Raw genomic sequence first — 19,298 nt, 5'->3', positions numbered from 1 at the left:
ACTAATAATTTGTAATAATCACCTCATAAGAGGTTTTTCTTTGTTGTGGCATAGAATAGCTGACCTGGATAGTATTAATGTTAAAATCTTGGTACAAATTTCTAATAAAAGTCGTATCACTATTCGAGATCATAAATTTAACAGCTTGATTATCTAATTCCTTAGCAAAATCTCTTAGTCTCATTTGTTCTTGTTCATCAAATGGCAATCTAGTATAAAATTTCTCACCAGATTTGTGATAAGGTGGATCGAAATAGACAAAATCATTTTTCTGCGGTTCAATAAAAGAAAAATCTATAGAACAAATATATGTATTAGAACATAGCTACACTTAATATATTTCGCGATTTGCTATGATTGATTACTCGATTATATGTAAGTAGTAATGTATCATCACCTAAATTAATGGCATCAATGGCACTATCAGGGTTTAATAAGTTTACTGGTTCTAAATTACTCCAATATATTCCATTATTTATGGATATTGATCTGTGTATGTAAGTAGACATTAAGGAATCAGTTTTTCTAGGTCTTACTAACATTATGATTTTATTTGGTAAATTACTACTAACTAAAGTTGGCTGTATAAAACCTCTGTAACCTTTTTGAAAAATTTGAGGGTTGGATGGTAATATAGGATTACTTAAATTCCATGTATGTAAATCTGATGAATATTCTATATATGAAAAATCATCAATACAACTTTCTCGAGAACACGGAGATAAAATATTATTTTCATAAATTAGTGGCTTATTACGTGCTGGTCCTAGAATACCATGTAATAGTTCTGGTTTTTGCCATGTTAATCCCTGATCATAAGAACGAGATAATATTCCACTCCATGTTCTTGGATAAGGTCCAATTTTACTAAAAATGAGTAACTGATTATTCAAGAAAGTAATTACTGGATTTCCACAACTGATTATCCCATTATCTTGCTTTAGAGGGATATGATGATCACGGAAATATTGCGGTGAAACGATTCTTTCTGGAGTAGTCCATTGATAATGATTATTACTTTTAAATCCTAAACTGATCCAAATGCTATTATTTTCTTCTGACTTACCTGATTCAGATCGTGTTTTACCAAAAAATGATGTTATTAATTTTTTATCATCAAAAGCAAATATGGTCGCAGCATGAACATCTTTTAGATATGAATTATTTAAAATAAATTCTTCTATTTTTGTTTCTAAAATAAACATGATGTTTTATTTTTTTCTAAATTATTGAAATAATTTAATCCAAGTGTAAATCCTATTATTATTGGAAATAGTATCATTTGTATTCCCCAATGGCCAAAATATTTTGTTAAATATACAAGACCAAAAGATATAATAATATTCATGGAAACAGTCGATAAAGCAAAAATTATACTTGCTGTTCTAAATCGTTTAAACACTGGAAAATGTTTTAGAAAAATTGGCATAGCTGGATGTTAAACAAAATCCTGACGATCTTCAGGAGGTGCAAAATTACATCAAGGCCCTTGATTATGGACTAAAGCGTTTGAAGAGCTGCCTTTATCGCTACGTCTAATCAAAGAAATTCATGAGCAGTTAATGCAAGGTGTTAGGGGGTTTCATGCAACACCGGGAGAATTTAGACGTAGTCAAAATTGGATTGGATCTCCTGGGTGCACTCTGAATACAGCAAAATTTGTACCACCACCCCCTGACAATTTAATGGATTGTTTAGGGAATTTAGAAAAGTTTTTACATGATAGGCAGTTGCCGCCGTTGATTCACATTGCACTTTGCCACTATCAGTTCGAAGCTATTCATCCCTTTTTAGATGGTAATGGACGTGTTGGGCGATTACTGATTACCTTACTGCTGGTTGAGCAAAGAATGTTGCCTTCTCCTCTGTTATATTTAAGTGCGTTTTTTGAGGCAACACGAGATGAATATTACAAGCAGCTTTACAACGTTAGCTCAAAAGTCACATGGTATGAGTGGTTTATTTATTTTTTCAATGCTGTAGCTGTTCAATCTGAAGATGTCTTGTCACGTGCTGAACGTATCAATGAATTATTAAATCAATGGAAAATTGAAGTGGCAAGCAGTGGCTCCCAAGTTCCTATGAACCTTGTGCAACATTTTGCTGTGAATCCCTATTTTACCACTAACAAAATTGCAACAGAGTTAGGTATTGCATATAGCACTGCACAAATGGCAATTCAAAAGCTTGAAGCAATAGGAATTATAAAAAAGACAAATGATAATAAACGGGACAAAGTATACTGTGCCACTCAAATATTAGACATTTTGGAAGAACCTACGAAAATCAGGACTGACGCTTACTTTATCGTCTAAAAATCAGGATTATCAAAAATATCCCTACCAATTTTAGTCCATTGGTCTTTGATATGTGGGGACTTTGTTAATTCATTTTTTAAAGCAATTAATGCCCCAAATAGACTATTGGTAGGTAAGTCATCGAGCTTTGCTTTAGCAATCAATCCGCCCAGTTCAATTAAGCGACGAGTACGCATTTTTCTTTCTATAATTTTAAGTTTAGCTTCTTCAGTAATAATTTTAGCTTTCTTTTGCTGTAATTTTAATCTTTGTTTTATGACATTATCCATATGAGTTTAATATTTTAGATATTATTGTTTACATGTCATGAATGCACAATAAATTTAAGAAGTCCAACATATTTATTTAAGTACCAATAAAAAATCCTTCATATTTTTTTCTGAACCAGATAATTGATACAACAAAAAGACTACAAGTGATAATAAGATAATAAATGGATAAGAAAATTTAAGAATCCCCGTTGCCCACCAAACCGTAAAATTAAGATAAATAAAGATAATTACCATTATTTTAAGTAACAGCTGAAAAGCTACGGAGGGAGAGGTTATTAACCTAACTTTAGATTAGGTTAATACGCAATATATAAACCTGAAGGTTTATTATTTGCTTGCTGGTTCATATGTTTCTGGATTTCAGTGGATGATTTTAAGATTGCATGGTAATGTCAACGATGGATTGAATAAGATCGAGACTTACTAAAATAGCCAAGTATTACGCTGGGAACAAGATGGTAAAATAGTAATGAAGATCAATGGCAGTAAAGCTGGTATCTGGCATGATTTTAGTACAGGAGATGGAGGAGATTTATTTACCTTAGTACAAAGAGAAAAAAATTGTGATTTTATAGAAGCTAAGAAATATTTACAAGACATGGTTGGTATGTCAACCAACAAAAGTAAAGATATAGCAGTAAATTTAGCAGTAAATAAAAATCAACAAATTAAAACTCAAACAGAGCAAGATGATGAAATAGTAAAAATTAAGAGGGCCAAAATATTATATGAAAAATCAGATTCTTTAAAATATATCATGCCAGATCATGTAGCCAAAAGATATTTATCAGAATATCGTGGAATTAAAGAAGTATTAACAAGATACCAACTAAGCTTTGATCTTAGAACCAATATGATGTGGGACAGTAATAGCAAACAATATTATCCTGCCTTAATTGCCTTTGCTAGAAGTAAAGATGGCACTATTACTGGAGGACAAGCAATTTATTTAAATAAAGAAACAAATAATAAAGCTGAAATTGAGGTTAATAAATGTTCTTTTGGAAAAATTAAAGGTTCTTTTGTCGAGATTAATAAAAATAACGAACAGCAGAACGTACAAAGCAGGAACTTACAAATCAGTAAAGATGGCAACAATTCAGCAAGTAATGTAACGATTATAGCCGAAGGGTTAGAGACGGCTTTAAGCATTGCGGAAGCTGATATTAAAGGCAAAATTCTTTGTAGTTTAGATCAGGAACTATGAGCCTATCAAAGGAGAGAGAATAATAATTGCTGCCGATAATGATGGTAAAGAAGTAGTATCAGTGCATACCGTAAATAAAGCACAGGAGGAATTAATTAGCAAGGGAGCAGCGGTAGCAATAATACAAACCAGAAAAAGGTAATTTTAATGATATGTTAAAATCACAAGGAGCAGAATCTATAGACAAGCTTATAGAGCCTGAAATAGCAAAATTAACAGCAGCTAGCAATGTAGCTGAACTTAAATCATCATTGAAAGCACATAATAATAGAAAATCACAACTTCAGTCCATAGAATTACTATTTTCAAAAATGGCAAATAACGATAATAGTGAACTAAGTAATGTGCAGCAGCAAATAAAAGCTTTAGTAAAGTTTGGCACTATAGAAGATATAAATACCGCGTTACAACTATATAGAGAAAAAGGTCTAGATTCTTGTATGCTCTATAGTCACAAGATTTGCGTAGCAGCAATAGAGCAGAAGATACAGCAAGATCTACAAATAATGAAGAATAAATTTGATCCTAATTATAATCTTGGTTATAAAAGATTTTGTGATATAGTAGTACATGATTTTCAAGGCAAAAGTCATCTCGTTTTTGAAGATTATTTAGTAGCTATCGGAAAAGATAAGCAAGTCATGCAGTATATAAATCAAGCTTCCGAAATAGGTAAAGCAATAAGAACTGAGATAAAACACTGCTCTGAGATCAAACTTAATCAAGGCATCAGACTTTAAGAGTATAATAAGCAGTGTTGCTATACGAATTAAATAATAAATAAGTTATATGGCAAAAAAATTAAAACATGATGCTTTAGTAAAGAAGATTCTAACTGAGAAGATAGCAGCCCAGGAATTTTTAGAACATTATTTGCCCTCAGATTTTAAGGATTTAATAGATTTAAGAGAAATAACAGTAGAAAAAGAGTCATTTGTCGAAGATGATTTAAAAAGAAAATATAGTGATATAATTTATTCGGTAAAAACTAGAGATCAAGAAAAAGCATTTGTCTATGTACTAATAGAGGCTCAATCTAGTTGTGATTATTGGATAGCGTTAAGATTATGGAAATATATGCTGCTTCTATGTGAGCGTCACATGACAAATAAAGAGAAATTACCATTAATTTGTCCATTGTTAATATATAATGGTTCTGAAGTATATAGCGCGCCAAGAAATTTCTGGGAATTATTTACAAAACCAGAGCAAGCAAAGAAACTAATGGTGAAAGATTATCAACTAGTAGATTTGCAAAGTCAGTCTGATGATGAGATAGCAAAGAAGAAGCATCTTGGGATGATGGAGTATTTTTTAAAGCACATATACCAAAGGGATATGCTAAAACTATGGGATGAGTTTTTAACTAGATTTAAACCAAGTTTAATATGGATAAGGAATCAGGATATATTTACTTAAGATCGTTTTTATGGTATACTGATGCTAAGATCTCTGAAGAGAAGCAGCAAGAATTAGAACAAATAATAGTTAAGCATTTATCAACAGAAGAAAAAGATAATATTATGAGAACAATAGCACAAAAATACATAGATGAGGGCATTCAGCATGGCATAATTCAAGGCATTGAAAAAGGAAAAGCTGAGGGGATTCAAATTGGTCAAATGAAAGGAAAAGCTGAGGGAAAAGCTGAAGAAAATATCAGAGTAAAAACAGAGGTAGCAAGAAAAATGCTATCTCAAGTGTAAACCTTCAGATTTGATCTGACATATTAAGATTGAAATTAGACGAGTTTGTGGGTATGTAGATAACTAAGGAGTTATCTATCATATCCACGAACTAAATATAAAACTCAATTAATAGGAACAATATGTCAAATTATGATCAAAAAATAATCAAACCTAAATTAGGATTATTAGAACTTGTAAAACAACTAGGTAGTGTTAGTACTGCGTGTAAAGTAATGGGCTATTCAAGAGATAGCTTTTACCGTTTCAAGGAACTATATGAGATGGGCGGAGAAGCGGCTCTTGTGGATATGAGTCGTAAGAAACCTATAGTAAAGAATCGTGTATCAGAACATATAGAACAAGCAGTAATAAATCTTGCTATAGAGAATCCTGCTCTTGGTCAGCTTCGTGCGAGCCAAGCACTAATAAAGCAAGGTATTATAGTGTCATCCAGTGGTGTACGTTCTATCTGGCTACGCAACGATCTTGAAACTCTAAAGAAACGACTCAAAGCTTTAGAAGCTAAATCTGCACAGGACGGTATCTTACTGACAGAAGAGCAGATATCTGCTTTAGAAAAAGCAAAACAAATTAAAGAGGCTCATGGAGAAATTGATACTCAGCATCCCGGTTATCTTGGTGCACAAGACACCTATTATGTCGGTAATATGAAAGGAGTAGGTAGAATATACCAACAAACCTTTATTGACACTTATTCTAGAGTGGCTATTTGCAAACTCTATACTGATAAATCTGCAATAACATCCGCTGATATTTTAAATGATAAGGTAATACCTTTCTTTAATAATCATGATGTACCACTACTGAGAATCCTTACAGATAGAGGAACGGAATATTGTGGTAAGGTAGAACATCATGCTTTTGAGTTATATTTGGCTATAGAAAATATTGATCATACTAAAACTAAGGCACGTTCTCCTCAAACTAATGGAATATGCGAAAGATTACATAGAACTTTAAAAGATGAATTTTATGATATAGCTTTCCGTAAAAAGATTTATAGCTCATTAGAGGATTTACAGATTGACTTAGATCAATATTTAAACAAATATAACAATACTAGACCGCATTCTGGAAAGTTCTGTTATGGAAAAACTCCTATGCAAACTTTCAAGGATAGCATTAAAATTGCTCAAGATAAGTCTATTAATTCTTACTTATCTGACAGCACTTTTGCTGCTTAATCAATCTCTACCTGTCAGATCAAGTGTACGGGCTGTTGAAAAAATCAACAAGGTTGCAAATACTTTAATATTTTTTTATCTTTAATAGTAGTAGATAAAAAAACCAAAAAATAATTTTAAGTATCCGTTTAAAATTTTGTACTATCGCAATCATCAGTATTTGAATCTGTGTTTTCTGTACACTTCTAAATTTTGCTCCTCGTAAACCATGATTCTCCTTAGCTTCACCAAATAGACCTTCTATTTTCCACTTTCTCTCAATTAGTTTTTTCTTAAAATCAATTCTATTCTGTCTGACCTTTACCTCATCTATTTCATCCTGATAAGGATTACGATAAATAAATCGTCCTCTATTACTATAATTATCAGAAATACAACCTGATTTTAGAGAGCAATTTTTACAATGCCCTCCTGTAATACGATAACGTTTTATTTGTTTTTTATCTAATTTATCATACGGATAAAGATAATGTCCCTGTGGACACTTATATCTATCCTGTTCTCTATCATATTGAAATTCCCCCCTACTTATTTTTCCTTCACCAAGATTATCTACATGTAAAGGTATATAAGTTGTAATTCCAAGTAATTTAAAATATCCATAGGTTGGACCTCTACCATAACCTTTGTCTGCTATCCATTCTTTTACTCTAAAAGAAAAATTATTTAATATATTCCAAACTCTACTTGGAAGTACAATACACTCATGTTGTGATCCTGTACTTACATAACAATCTATTATAATACGTGAATCTGAATCAATTGAGTAGTGGGTCTTATAACATAGCTTTTTATAACCATTAGTTCTTGATACAAGACTACAATCAGGATCTGTCCTACTGACATGAGTTTGATTAGATATTTTCCTTACTTTTTTCCCTTCTCGGAAATCATGATAACGACGTTCATATTTTTTTAATTCTCTCTTTTGTGAATCACCTTGATCTTTTCTTAATATTAGGCTATTCATAGAGGCATTAGATTCAACTAAAGAGGCATCTGAAATAATTGTTTCTCCTTTTATAATATCTAGTTCATACCATTGCTTAATCAAGCTTATAAATATTTCTTGAAATAGTTCTACCCCAAATCTATCTCTTATCCTACTTAATGATGAATGATCCGGTACTTTATCCTCTAAACTTAAACCACAAAACCACCTATATGCTATATTTAACTGAATTTCTTTACATAATCGTCTATTTGACTTTATACCATATAAGTAACTTATTATTTGCATCCTAAAAAATAATACAGGATCAATTGATGGACGTCCGTAATTAGCACAATAACGATTCTTAGTTATTTCATAGATAAAAGAAAACTCTAATTCTTTAGCTTCATGAATCCTCACTAATAAATGATCATTAGGTATCATGTGCCTTAAGCTAAGGCTATTACATCTCACACTTTGATCAAGCTTATAACCCTGCATCTTTACACCTTCATTTAAGCATAAAAATACAGCTTATTCCTTAGATTAACTCTTTTCTACTTCTTTTTATAACTTTTTCAACAGCCCGTGTAGAGTTTTACATCTAATGTTAATCTCTTTTAACACCCAATAAATGCAAAAGTTGTTGATGCGATATTCATCTTGATAACTTCTTGGGCTTCTTTCATTAAGGATCAGATATCTTTATCATATTGGCTATCTAGCAACTTATCTGATTGTGATTATTAGAAAGGAATTGCTTTCACGAGATTTTCCCTATGCTTAAGAGTATTTCGTCACATTGTCAGGGTAGCTCTTTTTCATACCCTTAGATTCATCTAGTGACATAGATGGTTTCCTGCCTAGCGGAAACAACTCTTTGATACAACCTCGTGTCATACACTATTATATGGCTTTTTGGTTATTTAGGTATATGTTAAATATTGATGAATATCATATGAAAGTAATAAAAAACAAAAAATTTCCTTTCATATATCCTTTAGTGTTTTATAATGGCATACAAAATAGAGTTAATTTTATTCTACATTTTGACCAAATTTGGTCAAAATGATAATAGAAATAGAAAAAATACTTAAATCACAATTAATATAGCCAAAAATTTAATCAAAGCCGGTAAAAAACTGACTTAATAGCTACCTCAACCGGATTAAGAAGGAAGAGGGTGAGAAACTTAAATAAATTACTCATACATGTATTTATTATCATTTATATTAGGAGGATTAAATGTATTACTCCGTCAATTACGTTTATCAATTAGCTCTATAGAGTTTTATAAAGACGTATATATAAACTATCAAGGATACGGAATAAGATATTTATTTACCGTGTCTTTTATTTCGTCAATAATTTATTGTATTTTTATATTAAATTACATAATAACTTTAAAAGATTATTTTAACGGAATACAATCATCAAAAGTTACAGACAACATTGAATATATTATCAATCAATTACCGGAAATTAAATATAATAATTCAAAAATTTCAGTTGAAGAAGTAGAGCCTATATATTTATATAGTAAAAATAACAATAAAATAGTCGTCATTGATACAAAAAATCAAGTTTCTAATAAAGAAAAAAGCAAAATACCGTTTGTACTTGAAGAGAATAAGCTGAAGATAAATTTAATTGTAGCCAATACTAAGAAAAATTTCCCAAGTACTGTTAACTATTCTGAGATATTCAAACAAAATGAAGTAATTTTAACTCCTGAAATAATAAAAAAATATTTTGCTGATAATTTATTATATGCACCAAATTTATTTATTTATTTCGGTGTGCCGACTATTATATTATTTTGGTTTGTAACATTCTTATTAGAGAGAAGTATTATAGTTTTGTTAGTATATAGCTTAGCTAATTTACTTACTACTAAAACTTCAATACAAACTTCTATAAGGTTAGTAATGTTTTCAAGCGGAGTCCTGATAATATTACAACCGGTTATTATTATATTAATACCGGAATTAAGCATATTATTACAGCTACTACAAATGTTTACAACTTGTTTAGTATTTGTTGCTATTTGGCAAATTAACAAGAGCCTGTCGAGTTATATATAAGGAAGAATTTATTTAAAATTATTTATGATACTTTGATCATCTTTTCTACTTCTCCCAGACCCTACACAATTAAAGAAAGCATGACGAGCTTGAATCTCATTTGAAAAAAATCCAGCTTCAGCAATCTTTATTTATTGTGCATCTTTATTTATTGTGCTACAAAATTGCTGAGCAAGGTTTGTAGCTTCTTGTAAATCATTTAAAGAGTAATTTATAACTACGCTTGCTGGTGTAAAACTTATTACTGTTGGATGATAGCGAGGAGATTCAGGAGTTATTATACATGAAGTTAATTCAAAACAAATAATTAAATAAAATCTTTAATTTGCCTAAAATATAGATGTTTTTTGTCATAACTATAATAGTTTATATTAACAAGCTAATTTTTTATTAAATAATATAATTATATACTTGACTAAATTACTTGGGTATTGTAGATATAAAACAATTTTAAGTTTTAAGGTTATATGATGCTGACGACGAAAGGAAGATATGCCGTAATGGCAATACTTGAAATGGCTTCAAAATCAAGTGCTGAACCGGTCACTTTGAATGAAATTTCCGTAAAACAAAATATATCGCTTAACTATTTAGAGCAGATATTTTCTAAACTTAAAAAAGCTGATCTAGTTAAGGCTATTAGAGGATCGAAAGGTGGGTATATTTTAATAGGTAACTTAGAAGAAATAAAAATTTCTGATATTATGGACGCCGTTAACGAAAATTTTATAATGACTACCTGCTATAAGAAATCAGTTAAAACTTGCGTACCTGATACAATAAAATGTAATTCGCATAAATTATGGAAAGGTCTTGGGAAGCATATTAGAGATTATTTTGAAAATATATCCATTAAGGATGCTTTAGAGCTAAGTATTATTTAAATATATGATATATTTAGACCATAATGCTACTACTTCTATCGACCCTAAAGTTAAGGAATTCATAATAAGTTTGATGGACAAGGAGCTTAACCCTTCATCAGCACATAGTTTAGGTAGATTTGCTAAGAATATCATAGAAACGGCACGTTCGCAAATAGCGGCGGCTCTTGGTATAACCTTATCATCTAGAGAATATGATATTACCTTTACGTCATCGGGAACTGAAAGTAATAATTTAATAATGAAAAATTTTTATGACGGCGATATTTTTATTTCAGCTATTGAACATTTATCGATCTATAGCCGTATAAACTACGCTCCAAATATTAAAGTTATAAGAGTTAATACGCAAGGGCTAGTTGATTTAGAACATCTAGAAGAGTTGTTATCTCAGAGTAATACTAGTAAAAAACTAGTTTCCGTAATGATGGCTAATAATGAAAGTGGGGTTTTGCAAGATATAACCAAAATAAGTGAAATAACTAAAAAGTATTATGCAAGATTTCATAGCGATTTAGTGCAAAGTTTTGGCAGAATACCCATAAATATCAAGGAGTTAGGTTTAGATTTTGTGACGATTTCAGGACATAAAATAGGAGGGGGGCAGGGTGGTGCTGCTTTAATCTCTAACTCTAACTTTCAAGTTACTCCAATGATTATAGGAGGAGGGCAGGAAAAATCAGTACGCTCAGGCACTGAAAATGTTTTAGCTATTGCAGGGCTTGGTTTGGCAGCTGAATTAACAACAAAAGATATCTCAGAAAAATATATAAAAATCAAAAGCTTACAGGAAGTTTTAGAGAAAAAATTAAAAGAATATCCAAACGTAAATATTGTTAGTAATAGCGTAGCGAGATTACCTAATACTACCTTAATTACTATACCGAATACGGATGCACAAGTGAAATTAATCGGGTTTGATTTACGTAATATTTGCGTAAGTTCCGGCTCTGCTTGTTCATCGGGAAAAATATCTAAATCACACGTATTAACCAATATGGGTATGAATGAAGAAGAAGCAAAATCTTCGATTAGGATATCTTTAAGTCATACTAATACGGTAAGTGATATAGAAACTTTTATAGAAGCTTTTGAGGAGATTTACGATGTCATTCCCGCATAGGCGGGAATCCATAAAAAATAAAAAAAGACTGAACCCCGTGGTCAAGCCACGGGGTGACGAAAAACAAACTATTTAACATGTAACCATATGAACCCACAATTAAACAATTTAACCTTACCGATATATATGGATTATCAGGCAACAACGCCACTAGATCCAAGGGTAATGGAAGCAATGTTGCCCTATTTTACTACCAAGTTCGGGAATCCTCATTCACGTAGCCATTCTTTCGGCTGGGAAGCAGAAAACGCCGTTGAAGGGGCAAGAAGTAGGGTAGCAAGGTTAATAGGAGCGGATACTAAAGAAATTATTTTTACCTCTGGTGCAACCGAATCTAATAACCTTGCAATAAAGGGAATAGCAAAATTTTACGGCAATAAAAAGAATCACATTATTACTATAGTTAGTGAACATAAATGCGTACTTGACGCTTGCAGGCATTTAGAGCAAGAAGGTATAAAAATCACATACTTACCGATTAAACCAAATGGAATAATCGATTTAGAAATATTAAAAGAAGCTATTACCGATCAGACTATGTTAGTTTCAGTTATGGCAGTTAATAATGAAATAGGTGTTGTTCAGCCTTTAAAGGAAATCGGGAAAATTTGTCGTGAAAGAGGCGTTTTCTTTCATTCCGATATTGCTCAAGGTTTTGGTAAAATTCCAATTGACGTTAACGAGTTTAATATTGATCTTGCCAGTATCTCAGGACATAAAATTTACGGTCCGAAAGGAATAGGGGCCTTATATGTAAGGAAAAAACCTCGTGTGCGTGTTACGCCGCTTATAAACGGTGGCGGGCAGGAGAGAGGTATGCGTTCGGGTACGTTACCGACTCCTTTAATCGTAGGGCTTGGCATGGCTGCTGAAATAGCGTATAGTGAGATGGAAAAAGATACTAAGCATGTAAATTACTTATTCGACAGATTTTTAAATAATATACATAGCCGAATTTCAGAAGTTTATTTAAACGGTGATAAAAATCAAAGATATAAAGGTAATTTAAATTTAAGCTTTGCCGGAGTTGAAGGAGAATCAATTATCCTTGCCATTAAAGATTTAGCGGTTTCCTCCGGTTCTGCTTGTACTTCTGCCTCTTTAGAGCCGTCATATGTTTTACGTTTCATGGGAATCGGTGAAGAGCTTTCCCATACTTCAATCAGGTTCGGCATAGGTAGATTTACTACCGAGCAGGAAGTTGACTACGCAGTAAATTTAATATGCTCAAAAATCGATAAACTAAGGAACTTAAGCCCTCTTTGGGAAATGATGCAAGAGGGGATTGATTTGAAAAAGATTAAATGGGCTGTACATTGAGAATATCGTCATTGCGAGCAGCCGTTAGGCTGCGTGGCAATCTCGTCAAATATCCTGAGATTGCTTCGTCAAAACTTGCAGTTTTTCCTCGCAATGACGGCTCGGGTATTCACGCAAGTATAACATACAAAACCAAATTTTAGAGAATAACAATGGCTTATAGCAAAAAAGTGATAGATCATTATGAAAATCCTCGTAATGTTGGATCGCTTGATAAAGAAAATAAAAATGTCGGGACGGGACTAGTTGGAGCTCCTGCTTGCGGTGACGTTATGAAGTTACAAATCGAAGTTGATGATGACGGGATTATTACAGATGCTAAATTTAAAACATTCGGCTGCGGTTCAGCTATTGCTTCAAGTTCTTTAGTAACGGAGTGGGTTAAAGGAAGATCGGTAGAAGATGCTGAGACTATTAAAAATACCGAAATAGCAAAAGAATTGTCACTTCCACCGGTAAAATTACATTGTTCACTACTTGCTGAAGATGCAATAAAGGCAGCTATAGCCGATTACAAACAGAAAAAAGACTCTTAAAAAACATGAAAAATGTTATTTCATTAACCGATTCTGCTGCAAAGCAAGTAAAATTGCTAATAGAAAAACGAGCCAAGCCTACCTTTGGTATTAGGGTAGGGGTTAAGTCAGGTGGTTGTGCTGGTCAGACTTATTCCGTTGAATATGCCGATAGTAAAAATCAATTCGATGAAATAGTTGAAGAAAAGGGCGTACGGATACTAATCGACCCTAAAGCATTAATGTATATTCTAGGTTCTGAAATGGACTATGTAGAGACTAAATTCAAATCCCAATTCACTTTCACCAATCCCAACGAAAAAGCTAATTGCGGCTGCGGCAAATCTTTTAGCGTATAACACTTTAAAATCAATAAAGGTTTTAAAATATGTGTAACTGGATTTATAATAAAATAGAGGGGATAAAGATTGAGCAAGAGTATGGATATTTTTCAAGAGATATTCGCAAAAATGTTTTCATACTTTTGTTTTTCTATGAAAATATATGATTTGAAAAATAGTCATATAGACAAGTTTCAGGATAATGAAATTGTATTCTATGAAAACCCTAATGGTAATTGTTTTTTAGGTAATCAGCTGGATATATTAGGTAAATTGATGGATTCATGATAGGGGTAGATTACAAATTATTTTAGAACCCTATACGGAAATATCTTTAAAAGAAAGTTGGCTATTTAATAACAAAAAGGCTTTAACGCAATTAAATAACGGTATTAAAGATTCCGCTAAAGGGCAAGTTAAATTTATAGAAGATTTCAGTAAATATTTAGATGATGACTTTTAAAATATTACACCAATAGCTTTATTTTAAGAAAAATCATGCGAATCACCGGAAAATGAAATCTCCCAGCCTACTTCGACATGATTAGGATCGCTTATATTATTATATTTAACTAAATCCTGAACAAGAAGTACCGTAATTTTGTGAAATTTTTGATAAAGTGTCTCCTGATTTCACTGTATAAACTTTAGCGGTGCGATTTGGCATATTAACTTCTAAGATTATTTTTGATAGCTTAAAAAAGCTATCAATCTTTTGTTTAGAAATCAAGAGTAAAATAATTATAGTAGTTTTAACTATTGCTAAAAATCATTATTTCAGCTAATTTAAAGCTGTTTCTTTAAATTAGATTAATATGTCACAAAAATTAGGTTTCTGGGCGGTTTTTGCCTTAGTAACCGGCAGTCAAATCGGTACTAGCGTTTTTATATTGCCGTTAAGTTTAGCACCATTCGGTATATACAGCATTTGGGGCTGGGTACTTTCATTATTCGGTGCTATGAGTATAGCACTTGTATTTTCTACACTTTGTGCAAAATTTCCTAAAACAGGCGGTCCGCACGTTTATGTACGGGAAAGTTTCGGGGATAAGATAGCTTTCTTCACCGGCTGGACTTACTGGGTTATATCCTTCGTCAGTACAAGTATAGTTGTTATCTCTGCAATAGGTTATCTAACACCTTTTTTTAAATCACAAGCGATTTTGGATTTAACATTACAGATAATATTATTAGCTGCTATTACGGTTTTAAATTTAAAAGGTCCTGAAGTAGCAGGAAAAGCAGAGTTTTATTTGATTCTCTTAAAATTTGTTCCGCTGCTTGTAGTAGGTTTATGTGCATTATCTCATTTTAATATAGATAATATAACTATAGCTGAAGAAGTAGAAAGTTTAAGCATTCCGAGTATTATGGGAAGAGTTGCACTTCTTACTTTTTGGGGATTTATCGGAGTAGAATGTGCAACTACTACAGCAGGAGCGGTAAAAGATCCGGCAAAAACCATTCCAAGAGCCATAATAGTTGGAACTTTCTGCGTAGCAGTTTTATATATTATCAATAGCGTAGGTATAATGGGATTAATCCCTGCTTCTGAACTTATTAGTTCTAAAGCTCCTTATGCCGATGCCGCTTCATTATTATTCGGGGGTAAATGGTCAAGCGTAATTACGGTTATAGCCTCGATTATATGTATAGGTACACTCAATGCTTGGGTACTAACTAGCGGACAAATTGCTCTAGGACTTGCAGAAGACGGGTTATTACCGAAATTTTTTGCTAAGAAAAATAGCAATAACGCTCCAACTCACGGAATTATTGTAAGCTGCCTTGGCATTGTGCCGTTATTAATCTTTACGGCAAATGATAATTTTGCCAAACAGATTACACAAATAATAGATTTCTCGGCAATAACATTCTTATTCGTCTATTTAATTTGTAGCTTAGCATTTTTAAAAGTAATTCTTAGTTCAAAAGAAAATTTTTCTTATTATTATTTACTTATAGCCATAATATCGATTATCTTTTGTGCTTGGGTTATCTATGAAACACCTGTTAAAACTCTAATTATAGCTAGCTCCTTTACTATTCTCGGTATTCCTTTATATTATGGATGGTATACTCGGTGAATTTCAAAAATTGGCGTTGTCGTCTAGCAAGTTCTGCGGTACTCACGTATTAAGTAACGGCTTCCGTTCCTCGCCTTGCAGACCTATTACTCTTTTTGAAATTGACCTTCGTCTACCAATTTTTCATTATGACGGCTCAGCCTCCAAGCGGGCAAGAGAACGACATAAGAGATATAAACATGACAAAAATCCGTATTAATCTACTTAGAAATTTATTCACAGAATATGATATAGACGGTTATATAATTCCGTCTAACGATAAATATATGAGTGAATATGTTCCAAGCTACGCAAAGAGACTTGAATATATAACAGGTTTTACTGGTTCAAACGGTATAGCTATTATATATAAAGATACAGCATTATTTTTTACTGACGGACGTTATTTAGAGCAAGCAAGTAAAGAGCTGGATTTAGAGCTTTTTAAGATTTTTGACTTAAAAGATATATCTAAGTTTGGTAAAGATGCAAAAATAGGATACGATTCTGAATTATTTACTTATCCCGCTATATCAAATTTAAAGTTCAACTTTCAGAAAATTAACGGAAATTTAGTTGATAAGATTTGGCAAAATCAGCTGCTAGAGCCAAATTCTAAAGTTTATTTGCATGATATTAAGTTTGCGGGCGTTAGTCATACTGATAAAATAAGTAAATGTCGTGAAATTGCATTGTCATCCCGCGGCTTGACCGCGGGATCTAATAAAAATAAAGCAGTTAATAATAATTGTTTTTTGGATCCCGCGGTCAAGCCGCGGGATGACACCGAGCAATCTGCCTTAGTTATTCTCGATAGCTCTTCCATATGTTGGTTACTAAATTTGCGGGCTAGTGACGTTACTTATACGCCTTTAATGTTTGCAAAAGTTATACTCACTTCTACACAATTATATTTGTTTATAAATCCTACAAGAATCGATGCCGAAATTATTAATGCTCGTCCTGAAATAACGATTTTACTGGAAGAAGAATTTGAAAATGTTTTAAGAGATAGCGAAAATATTTTTATTGATGATACTATAGCCTCTGTTCATATAATGGACTTAGTAGCTGATAAAAAAGTACAAAAAATTACCGATCCGTGCTTAATGCTTAAAGCTTGTAAGAACGATGTAGAAATTAAGCATGCAATCGATTTTCATATTAAAGATGCAGTAGCTTTATGTGAGTTTTTTGCTGATTTGGATAGAAGTATTCGTCATTATTGCGAGGAGGCATTGTTGTGTGGACCGGTAAAATCCAACTGGATCCCGTGGTCAAGCCACGGTATGACAAAGACTATAACCGAACACACCCTTGGTTTAAGGCTTACAGAGTATCGAGCTAAACAAGAGGGATATGTTTCGGATAGTTTTCCTGCTATTTGTGGATTTCAGGAAAATAGTGCCATTATTCATTATAGAGCTGATCAAAAAACTGCTAAAAAAATTATAGGGCAGGGGATATTACTAATAGATTCCGGGGGTCAGTACCAAGGTGCTACTACCGATATAACTCGAACAATAGTGATAGGTACGCCGAATGATGAGCAGAAAAAGCGTTATACGCAAGTACTTAAAGGACATATTGCTTTAGCTAAAACCAAATTTCCTAAAAATATCGTTACAGGAGCTAATCTTGATATACTAGCTCGGCAATATTTATGGCAAGAAATGCTAGATTATCCGCACGGTACGGGTCATGGGGTAGGGAGCTTCTTAAGCGTTCATGAAGGACCGCAAAGCATAAATCTTCGTAATAAAACAATACTTAAAGCAGGTATGATCTTATCTAATGAGCCTGGATTTTATATTCCAGGAAAATACGGAATTAGAATCGAAAATTTAATGTATGTAAAAGAAAATAATGGATGGCTTGAGTTTGAGACCTTAAGCCTAGTGCCTTATGCTAGTAAATTGATTGATATGAAACTACTTAATATTGATGAAATAAACTATATCAAGGAATATTATAATAAAATTAGAGCTAAAATTTATGATTTATTATCTCCGCAAGCGAGGAATTGGCTTAATAATGAAATAAATATTGTAATTGACGTTTCCGCTATTTATTAGTATAAAGTCTGTACATTTTTCTACATTGGGACGTCGCCAAGTGGTAAGGCAACGGTTTTTGGTATCGTCATTCGGAGGTTCGAATCCTCCCGTCCCAGCCATTTTTACAATTAAGTAATTGTTCTATAATCGATATTATGGAAAATGGAGTTAATTTAAGTTTAGTGATTGGTGCATTCGATTGGATTTGAACCAACGACCTTTGCCTTCGGAGGGCAACGCTCTATCCAGCTGAGCTACGAATGCAGACGATTAATAAGAGCGATCCAAAATAAATCTAATAATTGAAAACAAATAATCTTTATAAATATTCTGAATTACCGGAATTTTATTTAATAACTTATTTGTTTCATTTTCTAAGTTACTCAAATAATTAATTGTTTCATTGTAGATTTCATGCTTTACCATTAAGTCACGTATTTGCATAAACTCATCATTAGTACGCTTATCACATTTAATTATATTTTCGAGCCAAAGCTGTGTGTCTTGCTCTAGCTTATTATATAAAAAAATCAGCGGTAACGTAACTTTTCCTTCTAAGAAATCATCACCGATATTTTTGCCTACCTGTTTATCATTACCCCAATAATCAAGTAGATCATCTATAACCTGAAATATCGTACCGAGTAATTTCCCAAAGTCCTGCATATCTTTAGAAACATGGTCTAACTGCTCTGCTATAATAGCTCCAACTTCACAAGAAGCTCCAAATAGTTCGGCGGTTTTAGATTTAACTATTTGCTGATATTCTTCGATAGTTATAATGCGTCGCTCATTTAGCTTAACTAGCTGTACTACCTCCCCTTCGGAAATAATCGCTGAAGCTTTAGCTAGAACATTCATAGCTTTAATAGAACCGGAAGCTATCATTAACTTAAAAGACTGACTAAAGAGGAAATCACCCACTAAAATACTTGTTTTACTTCCCCAAATAACGTTAGCCGTAGGTTTGAATCTTCTTAAAGTGCTGTCGTCTACCACATCATCATGAAGCAATGTGGCGGTGTGAATGAATTCAACGGCACTTGCGAGCTTTATATGATTATCGCCTTTATAATCAAACATTTTAGCGGTTATTATAGTTAAAAGCGGACGAATTCTTTTACCGCCTGCCTCTAGTAAATATTTACCGACCTTTTCTATTAACTCTTCATCACTTTTTAAACAGCTAATGATTAAATCGTTTAACTTAGTTACTTCATCTTTTAAATCTTGCTGTATTTTTACTATAATATTCATGGTATTTTTATAAATTTTTCCGTCATT

The 19,298-nt window shown here is 32.4% G+C and carries 16 protein-coding genes, 2 tRNA genes and 3 pseudogenes; 14 read left to right on the top strand and 7 right to left on the bottom strand.

Annotation, left to right across the window (positions count from 1 at the left end; genetic code table 11):
• Position 1: 1 nt before the first annotated feature.
• Together REIP_RS06140 and REIP_RS06135 are read right to left on the bottom strand one after the other, a co-directional pair.
• A pseudogene (locus tag REIP_RS06140) lies at positions 2 to 325 on the bottom strand (DNA adenine methylase); the annotation flags it as partial.
• On the bottom strand, positions 315 to 1,205 hold the full coding sequence (locus REIP_RS06135) for an exo-alpha-sialidase (RefSeq protein WP_045804083.1): 891 nt from the start codon (positions 1,203 to 1,205) through the stop codon (positions 315 to 317). The gene REIP_RS06135 and the pseudogene REIP_RS06140, both read right to left, overlap by 11 nt.
• Positions 1,206 to 1,562: 357 nt before the next feature.
• Here REIP_RS06135 and REIP_RS06125 point away from each other — a divergent pair, with 357 nt between their 5' ends.
• Positions 1,563 to 2,315: a Fic family protein gene (locus tag REIP_RS06125; RefSeq protein ID WP_197069228.1), complete on the top strand. Its 753-nt coding sequence runs from the start codon at positions 1,563 to 1,565 to the stop codon at positions 2,313 to 2,315.
• Here REIP_RS06125 and REIP_RS06120 read toward each other — a convergent pair.
• The gene (locus REIP_RS06120; RefSeq protein ID WP_045804082.1) at positions 2,312 to 2,587 is read right to left on the bottom strand and encodes a conjugal transfer protein TraD; all 276 of its coding nucleotides are present in this window, start codon (positions 2,585 to 2,587) and stop codon (positions 2,312 to 2,314) included. The genes REIP_RS06125 and REIP_RS06120 overlap by 4 nt on opposite strands.
• A 430-nt stretch (positions 2,588 to 3,017) precedes the next feature.
• On the opposite strand from REIP_RS06120, the pseudogene REIP_RS12665 reads away from it, so the two are divergent.
• The 3 genes and pseudogenes from REIP_RS12665 to REIP_RS06105 all read left to right on the top strand — a co-directional run.
• Positions 3,018 to 4,537, top strand: a pseudogene (locus REIP_RS12665) (toprim domain-containing protein); the annotation flags it as partial.
• A 49-nt stretch (positions 4,538 to 4,586) separates the two neighbouring features.
• Positions 4,587 to 5,503 (top strand): annotated as a pseudogene (locus REIP_RS06110) (Rpn family recombination-promoting nuclease/putative transposase).
• A gap of 122 nt (positions 5,504 to 5,625) precedes the next feature.
• Entirely contained in the window at positions 5,626 to 6,690 is a 1,065-nt protein-coding gene (locus tag REIP_RS06105) for an IS481 family transposase (RefSeq protein ID WP_045804081.1), read from the top strand.
• A 64-nt stretch (positions 6,691 to 6,754) separates the two neighbouring features.
• Here the strand turns inward: REIP_RS06105 and REIP_RS06100 are convergent, their stop codons facing one another.
• Positions 6,755 to 8,068: a transposase gene (locus REIP_RS06100; RefSeq protein WP_172686766.1), complete on the bottom strand. Its 1,314-nt coding sequence runs from the start codon at positions 8,066 to 8,068 to the stop codon at positions 6,755 to 6,757.
• A 466-nt stretch (positions 8,069 to 8,534) separates the two neighbouring features.
• Here REIP_RS06100 and REIP_RS06095 point away from each other — a divergent pair, with 466 nt between their 5' ends.
• The 7 genes from REIP_RS06095 to REIP_RS06065 all read left to right on the top strand — a co-directional run bounded on the left by REIP_RS06095 (position 8,535) and on the right by REIP_RS06065 (position 13,909).
• Positions 8,535 to 8,696, top strand: coding sequence for an Rpn family recombination-promoting nuclease/putative transposase (locus REIP_RS06095; RefSeq protein ID WP_256377137.1), 162 nt, complete (start codon positions 8,535 to 8,537; stop codon positions 8,694 to 8,696).
• A gap of 139 nt (positions 8,697 to 8,835) precedes the next feature.
• Positions 8,836 to 9,708 carry a DUF1189 family protein gene (locus tag REIP_RS06090; RefSeq protein WP_045804080.1) on the top strand — a complete coding sequence of 291 codons (873 nt, stop codon included), beginning with the start codon at positions 8,836 to 8,838 and terminating at the stop codon, positions 9,706 to 9,708.
• A gap of 467 nt (positions 9,709 to 10,175) precedes the next feature.
• Positions 10,176 to 10,592 (top strand): Fe-S cluster assembly transcription factor, encoded by a 417-nt coding sequence (locus REIP_RS06085; RefSeq protein WP_037231814.1) that lies wholly within the window; start codon positions 10,176 to 10,178, stop codon positions 10,590 to 10,592.
• A 4-nt stretch (positions 10,593 to 10,596) separates the two neighbouring features.
• On the top strand, positions 10,597 to 11,715 hold the full coding sequence (locus tag REIP_RS06080; RefSeq protein ID WP_045804079.1) for a cysteine desulfurase family protein: 1,119 nt from the start codon (positions 10,597 to 10,599) through the stop codon (positions 11,713 to 11,715).
• 87 nt (positions 11,716 to 11,802) lie between these two features.
• Positions 11,803 to 13,035 carry an IscS subfamily cysteine desulfurase gene (locus tag REIP_RS06075; protein WP_045804078.1) on the top strand — a complete coding sequence of 411 codons (1,233 nt, stop codon included), beginning with the start codon at positions 11,803 to 11,805 and terminating at the stop codon, positions 13,033 to 13,035.
• 152 nt (positions 13,036 to 13,187) lie between these two features.
• Entirely contained in the window at positions 13,188 to 13,571 is a 384-nt protein-coding gene (gene iscU / locus REIP_RS06070) for a Fe-S cluster assembly scaffold IscU (RefSeq protein ID WP_023508216.1), read from the top strand.
• A 5-nt stretch (positions 13,572 to 13,576) separates the two neighbouring features.
• Positions 13,577 to 13,909 carry an iron-sulfur cluster assembly accessory protein gene (locus REIP_RS06065; RefSeq protein WP_023508217.1) on the top strand — a complete coding sequence of 111 codons (333 nt, stop codon included), beginning with the start codon at positions 13,577 to 13,579 and terminating at the stop codon, positions 13,907 to 13,909.
• 550 nt (positions 13,910 to 14,459) lie between these two features.
• Here the strand turns inward: REIP_RS06065 and REIP_RS11130 are convergent.
• The gene (locus REIP_RS11130; protein WP_156147443.1) at positions 14,460 to 14,621 is read right to left on the bottom strand and encodes a LysM peptidoglycan-binding domain-containing protein; all 162 of its coding nucleotides are present in this window, start codon (positions 14,619 to 14,621) and stop codon (positions 14,460 to 14,462) included.
• Positions 14,622 to 14,706: 85 nt separating this feature from the next.
• Between REIP_RS11130 and REIP_RS06055 the strand changes: the two genes are divergently transcribed.
• The 3 genes from REIP_RS06055 to REIP_RS06045 all read left to right on the top strand — a co-directional run bounded on the left by REIP_RS06055 (position 14,707) and on the right by REIP_RS06045 (position 18,133).
• Entirely contained in the window at positions 14,707 to 15,978 is a 1,272-nt protein-coding gene (locus tag REIP_RS06055; RefSeq protein ID WP_045804076.1) for an APC family permease, read from the top strand.
• A 128-nt stretch (positions 15,979 to 16,106) separates the two neighbouring features.
• The gene (locus tag REIP_RS06050) at positions 16,107 to 18,032 is read left to right on the top strand and encodes an aminopeptidase P family protein (protein WP_045804075.1); all 1,926 of its coding nucleotides are present in this window, start codon (positions 16,107 to 16,109) and stop codon (positions 18,030 to 18,032) included.
• 26 nt (positions 18,033 to 18,058) lie between these two features.
• Positions 18,059 to 18,133: transfer RNA gene (locus tag REIP_RS06045), tRNA-Gln, on the top strand.
• A gap of 68 nt (positions 18,134 to 18,201) precedes the next feature.
• On the opposite strand, the gene REIP_RS06040 is transcribed toward REIP_RS06045, so the two are convergent.
• Both REIP_RS06040 and REIP_RS06035 read right to left on the bottom strand, forming a co-directional pair.
• A tRNA-Arg gene (locus tag REIP_RS06040) sits at positions 18,202 to 18,278 on the bottom strand.
• Positions 18,279 to 18,284: 6 nt separating this feature from the next.
• Positions 18,285 to 19,271, bottom strand: coding sequence for a polyprenyl synthetase family protein (locus REIP_RS06035; protein WP_045804362.1), 987 nt, complete (start codon positions 19,269 to 19,271; stop codon positions 18,285 to 18,287).
• Positions 19,272 to 19,298: the final 27 nt, after the last annotated feature.

The sequence above is a fragment of the Rickettsia endosymbiont of Ixodes pacificus genome, assembly GCF_000965155.1.
In the GTDB taxonomy this organism is placed as follows: Bacteria; Pseudomonadota; Alphaproteobacteria; order Rickettsiales; family Rickettsiaceae; genus Rickettsia; species Rickettsia tamurae.
This window is presented reverse-complemented; position numbering and strand designations above follow the sequence as displayed.

Bases quoted from the DNA above. Each gene is read 5' to 3' on its own strand.
- REIP_RS06135 (WP_045804083.1), bottom strand. From the start codon at position 1,205: ATGTTTATTTTAGAAACAAAAATAGAAGAATTTATTTTAAATAATTCA.
- REIP_RS06125 (WP_197069228.1), top strand. From the start codon at position 1,563: ATGCAAGGTGTTAGGGGGTTTCATGCAACACCGGGAGAATTTAGACGT.
- REIP_RS06075 (WP_045804078.1), top strand. From the start codon at position 11,803: ATGAACCCACAATTAAACAATTTAACCTTACCGATATATATGGATTAT.
- iscU (WP_023508216.1), top strand. From the start codon at position 13,188: ATGGCTTATAGCAAAAAAGTGATAGATCATTATGAAAATCCTCGTAAT.
- REIP_RS06065 (WP_023508217.1), top strand. From the start codon at position 13,577: ATGAAAAATGTTATTTCATTAACCGATTCTGCTGCAAAGCAAGTAAAA.
- REIP_RS06105 (WP_045804081.1), top strand. From the start codon at position 5,626: ATGTCAAATTATGATCAAAAAATAATCAAACCTAAATTAGGATTATTA.
- REIP_RS06055 (WP_045804076.1), top strand. From the start codon at position 14,707: ATGTCACAAAAATTAGGTTTCTGGGCGGTTTTTGCCTTAGTAACCGGC.
- REIP_RS06120 (WP_045804082.1), bottom strand. From the start codon at position 2,587: ATGGATAATGTCATAAAACAAAGATTAAAATTACAGCAAAAGAAAGCT.
- REIP_RS06035 (WP_045804362.1), bottom strand. From the start codon at position 19,271: ATGAATATTATAGTAAAAATACAGCAAGATTTAAAAGATGAAGTAACT.
- REIP_RS06100 (WP_172686766.1), bottom strand. From the start codon at position 8,068: ATGATACCTAATGATCATTTATTAGTGAGGATTCATGAAGCTAAAGAA.
- REIP_RS06080 (WP_045804079.1), top strand. From the start codon at position 10,597: ATGATATATTTAGACCATAATGCTACTACTTCTATCGACCCTAAAGTT.
- REIP_RS06085 (WP_037231814.1), top strand. From the start codon at position 10,176: ATGATGCTGACGACGAAAGGAAGATATGCCGTAATGGCAATACTTGAA.
- REIP_RS06090 (WP_045804080.1), top strand. From the start codon at position 8,836: ATGTATTTATTATCATTTATATTAGGAGGATTAAATGTATTACTCCGT.
- REIP_RS06050 (WP_045804075.1), top strand. From the start codon at position 16,107: ATGACGGCTCAGCCTCCAAGCGGGCAAGAGAACGACATAAGAGATATA.
- REIP_RS06095 (WP_256377137.1), top strand. From the start codon at position 8,535: ATGGCTTTTTGGTTATTTAGGTATATGTTAAATATTGATGAATATCAT.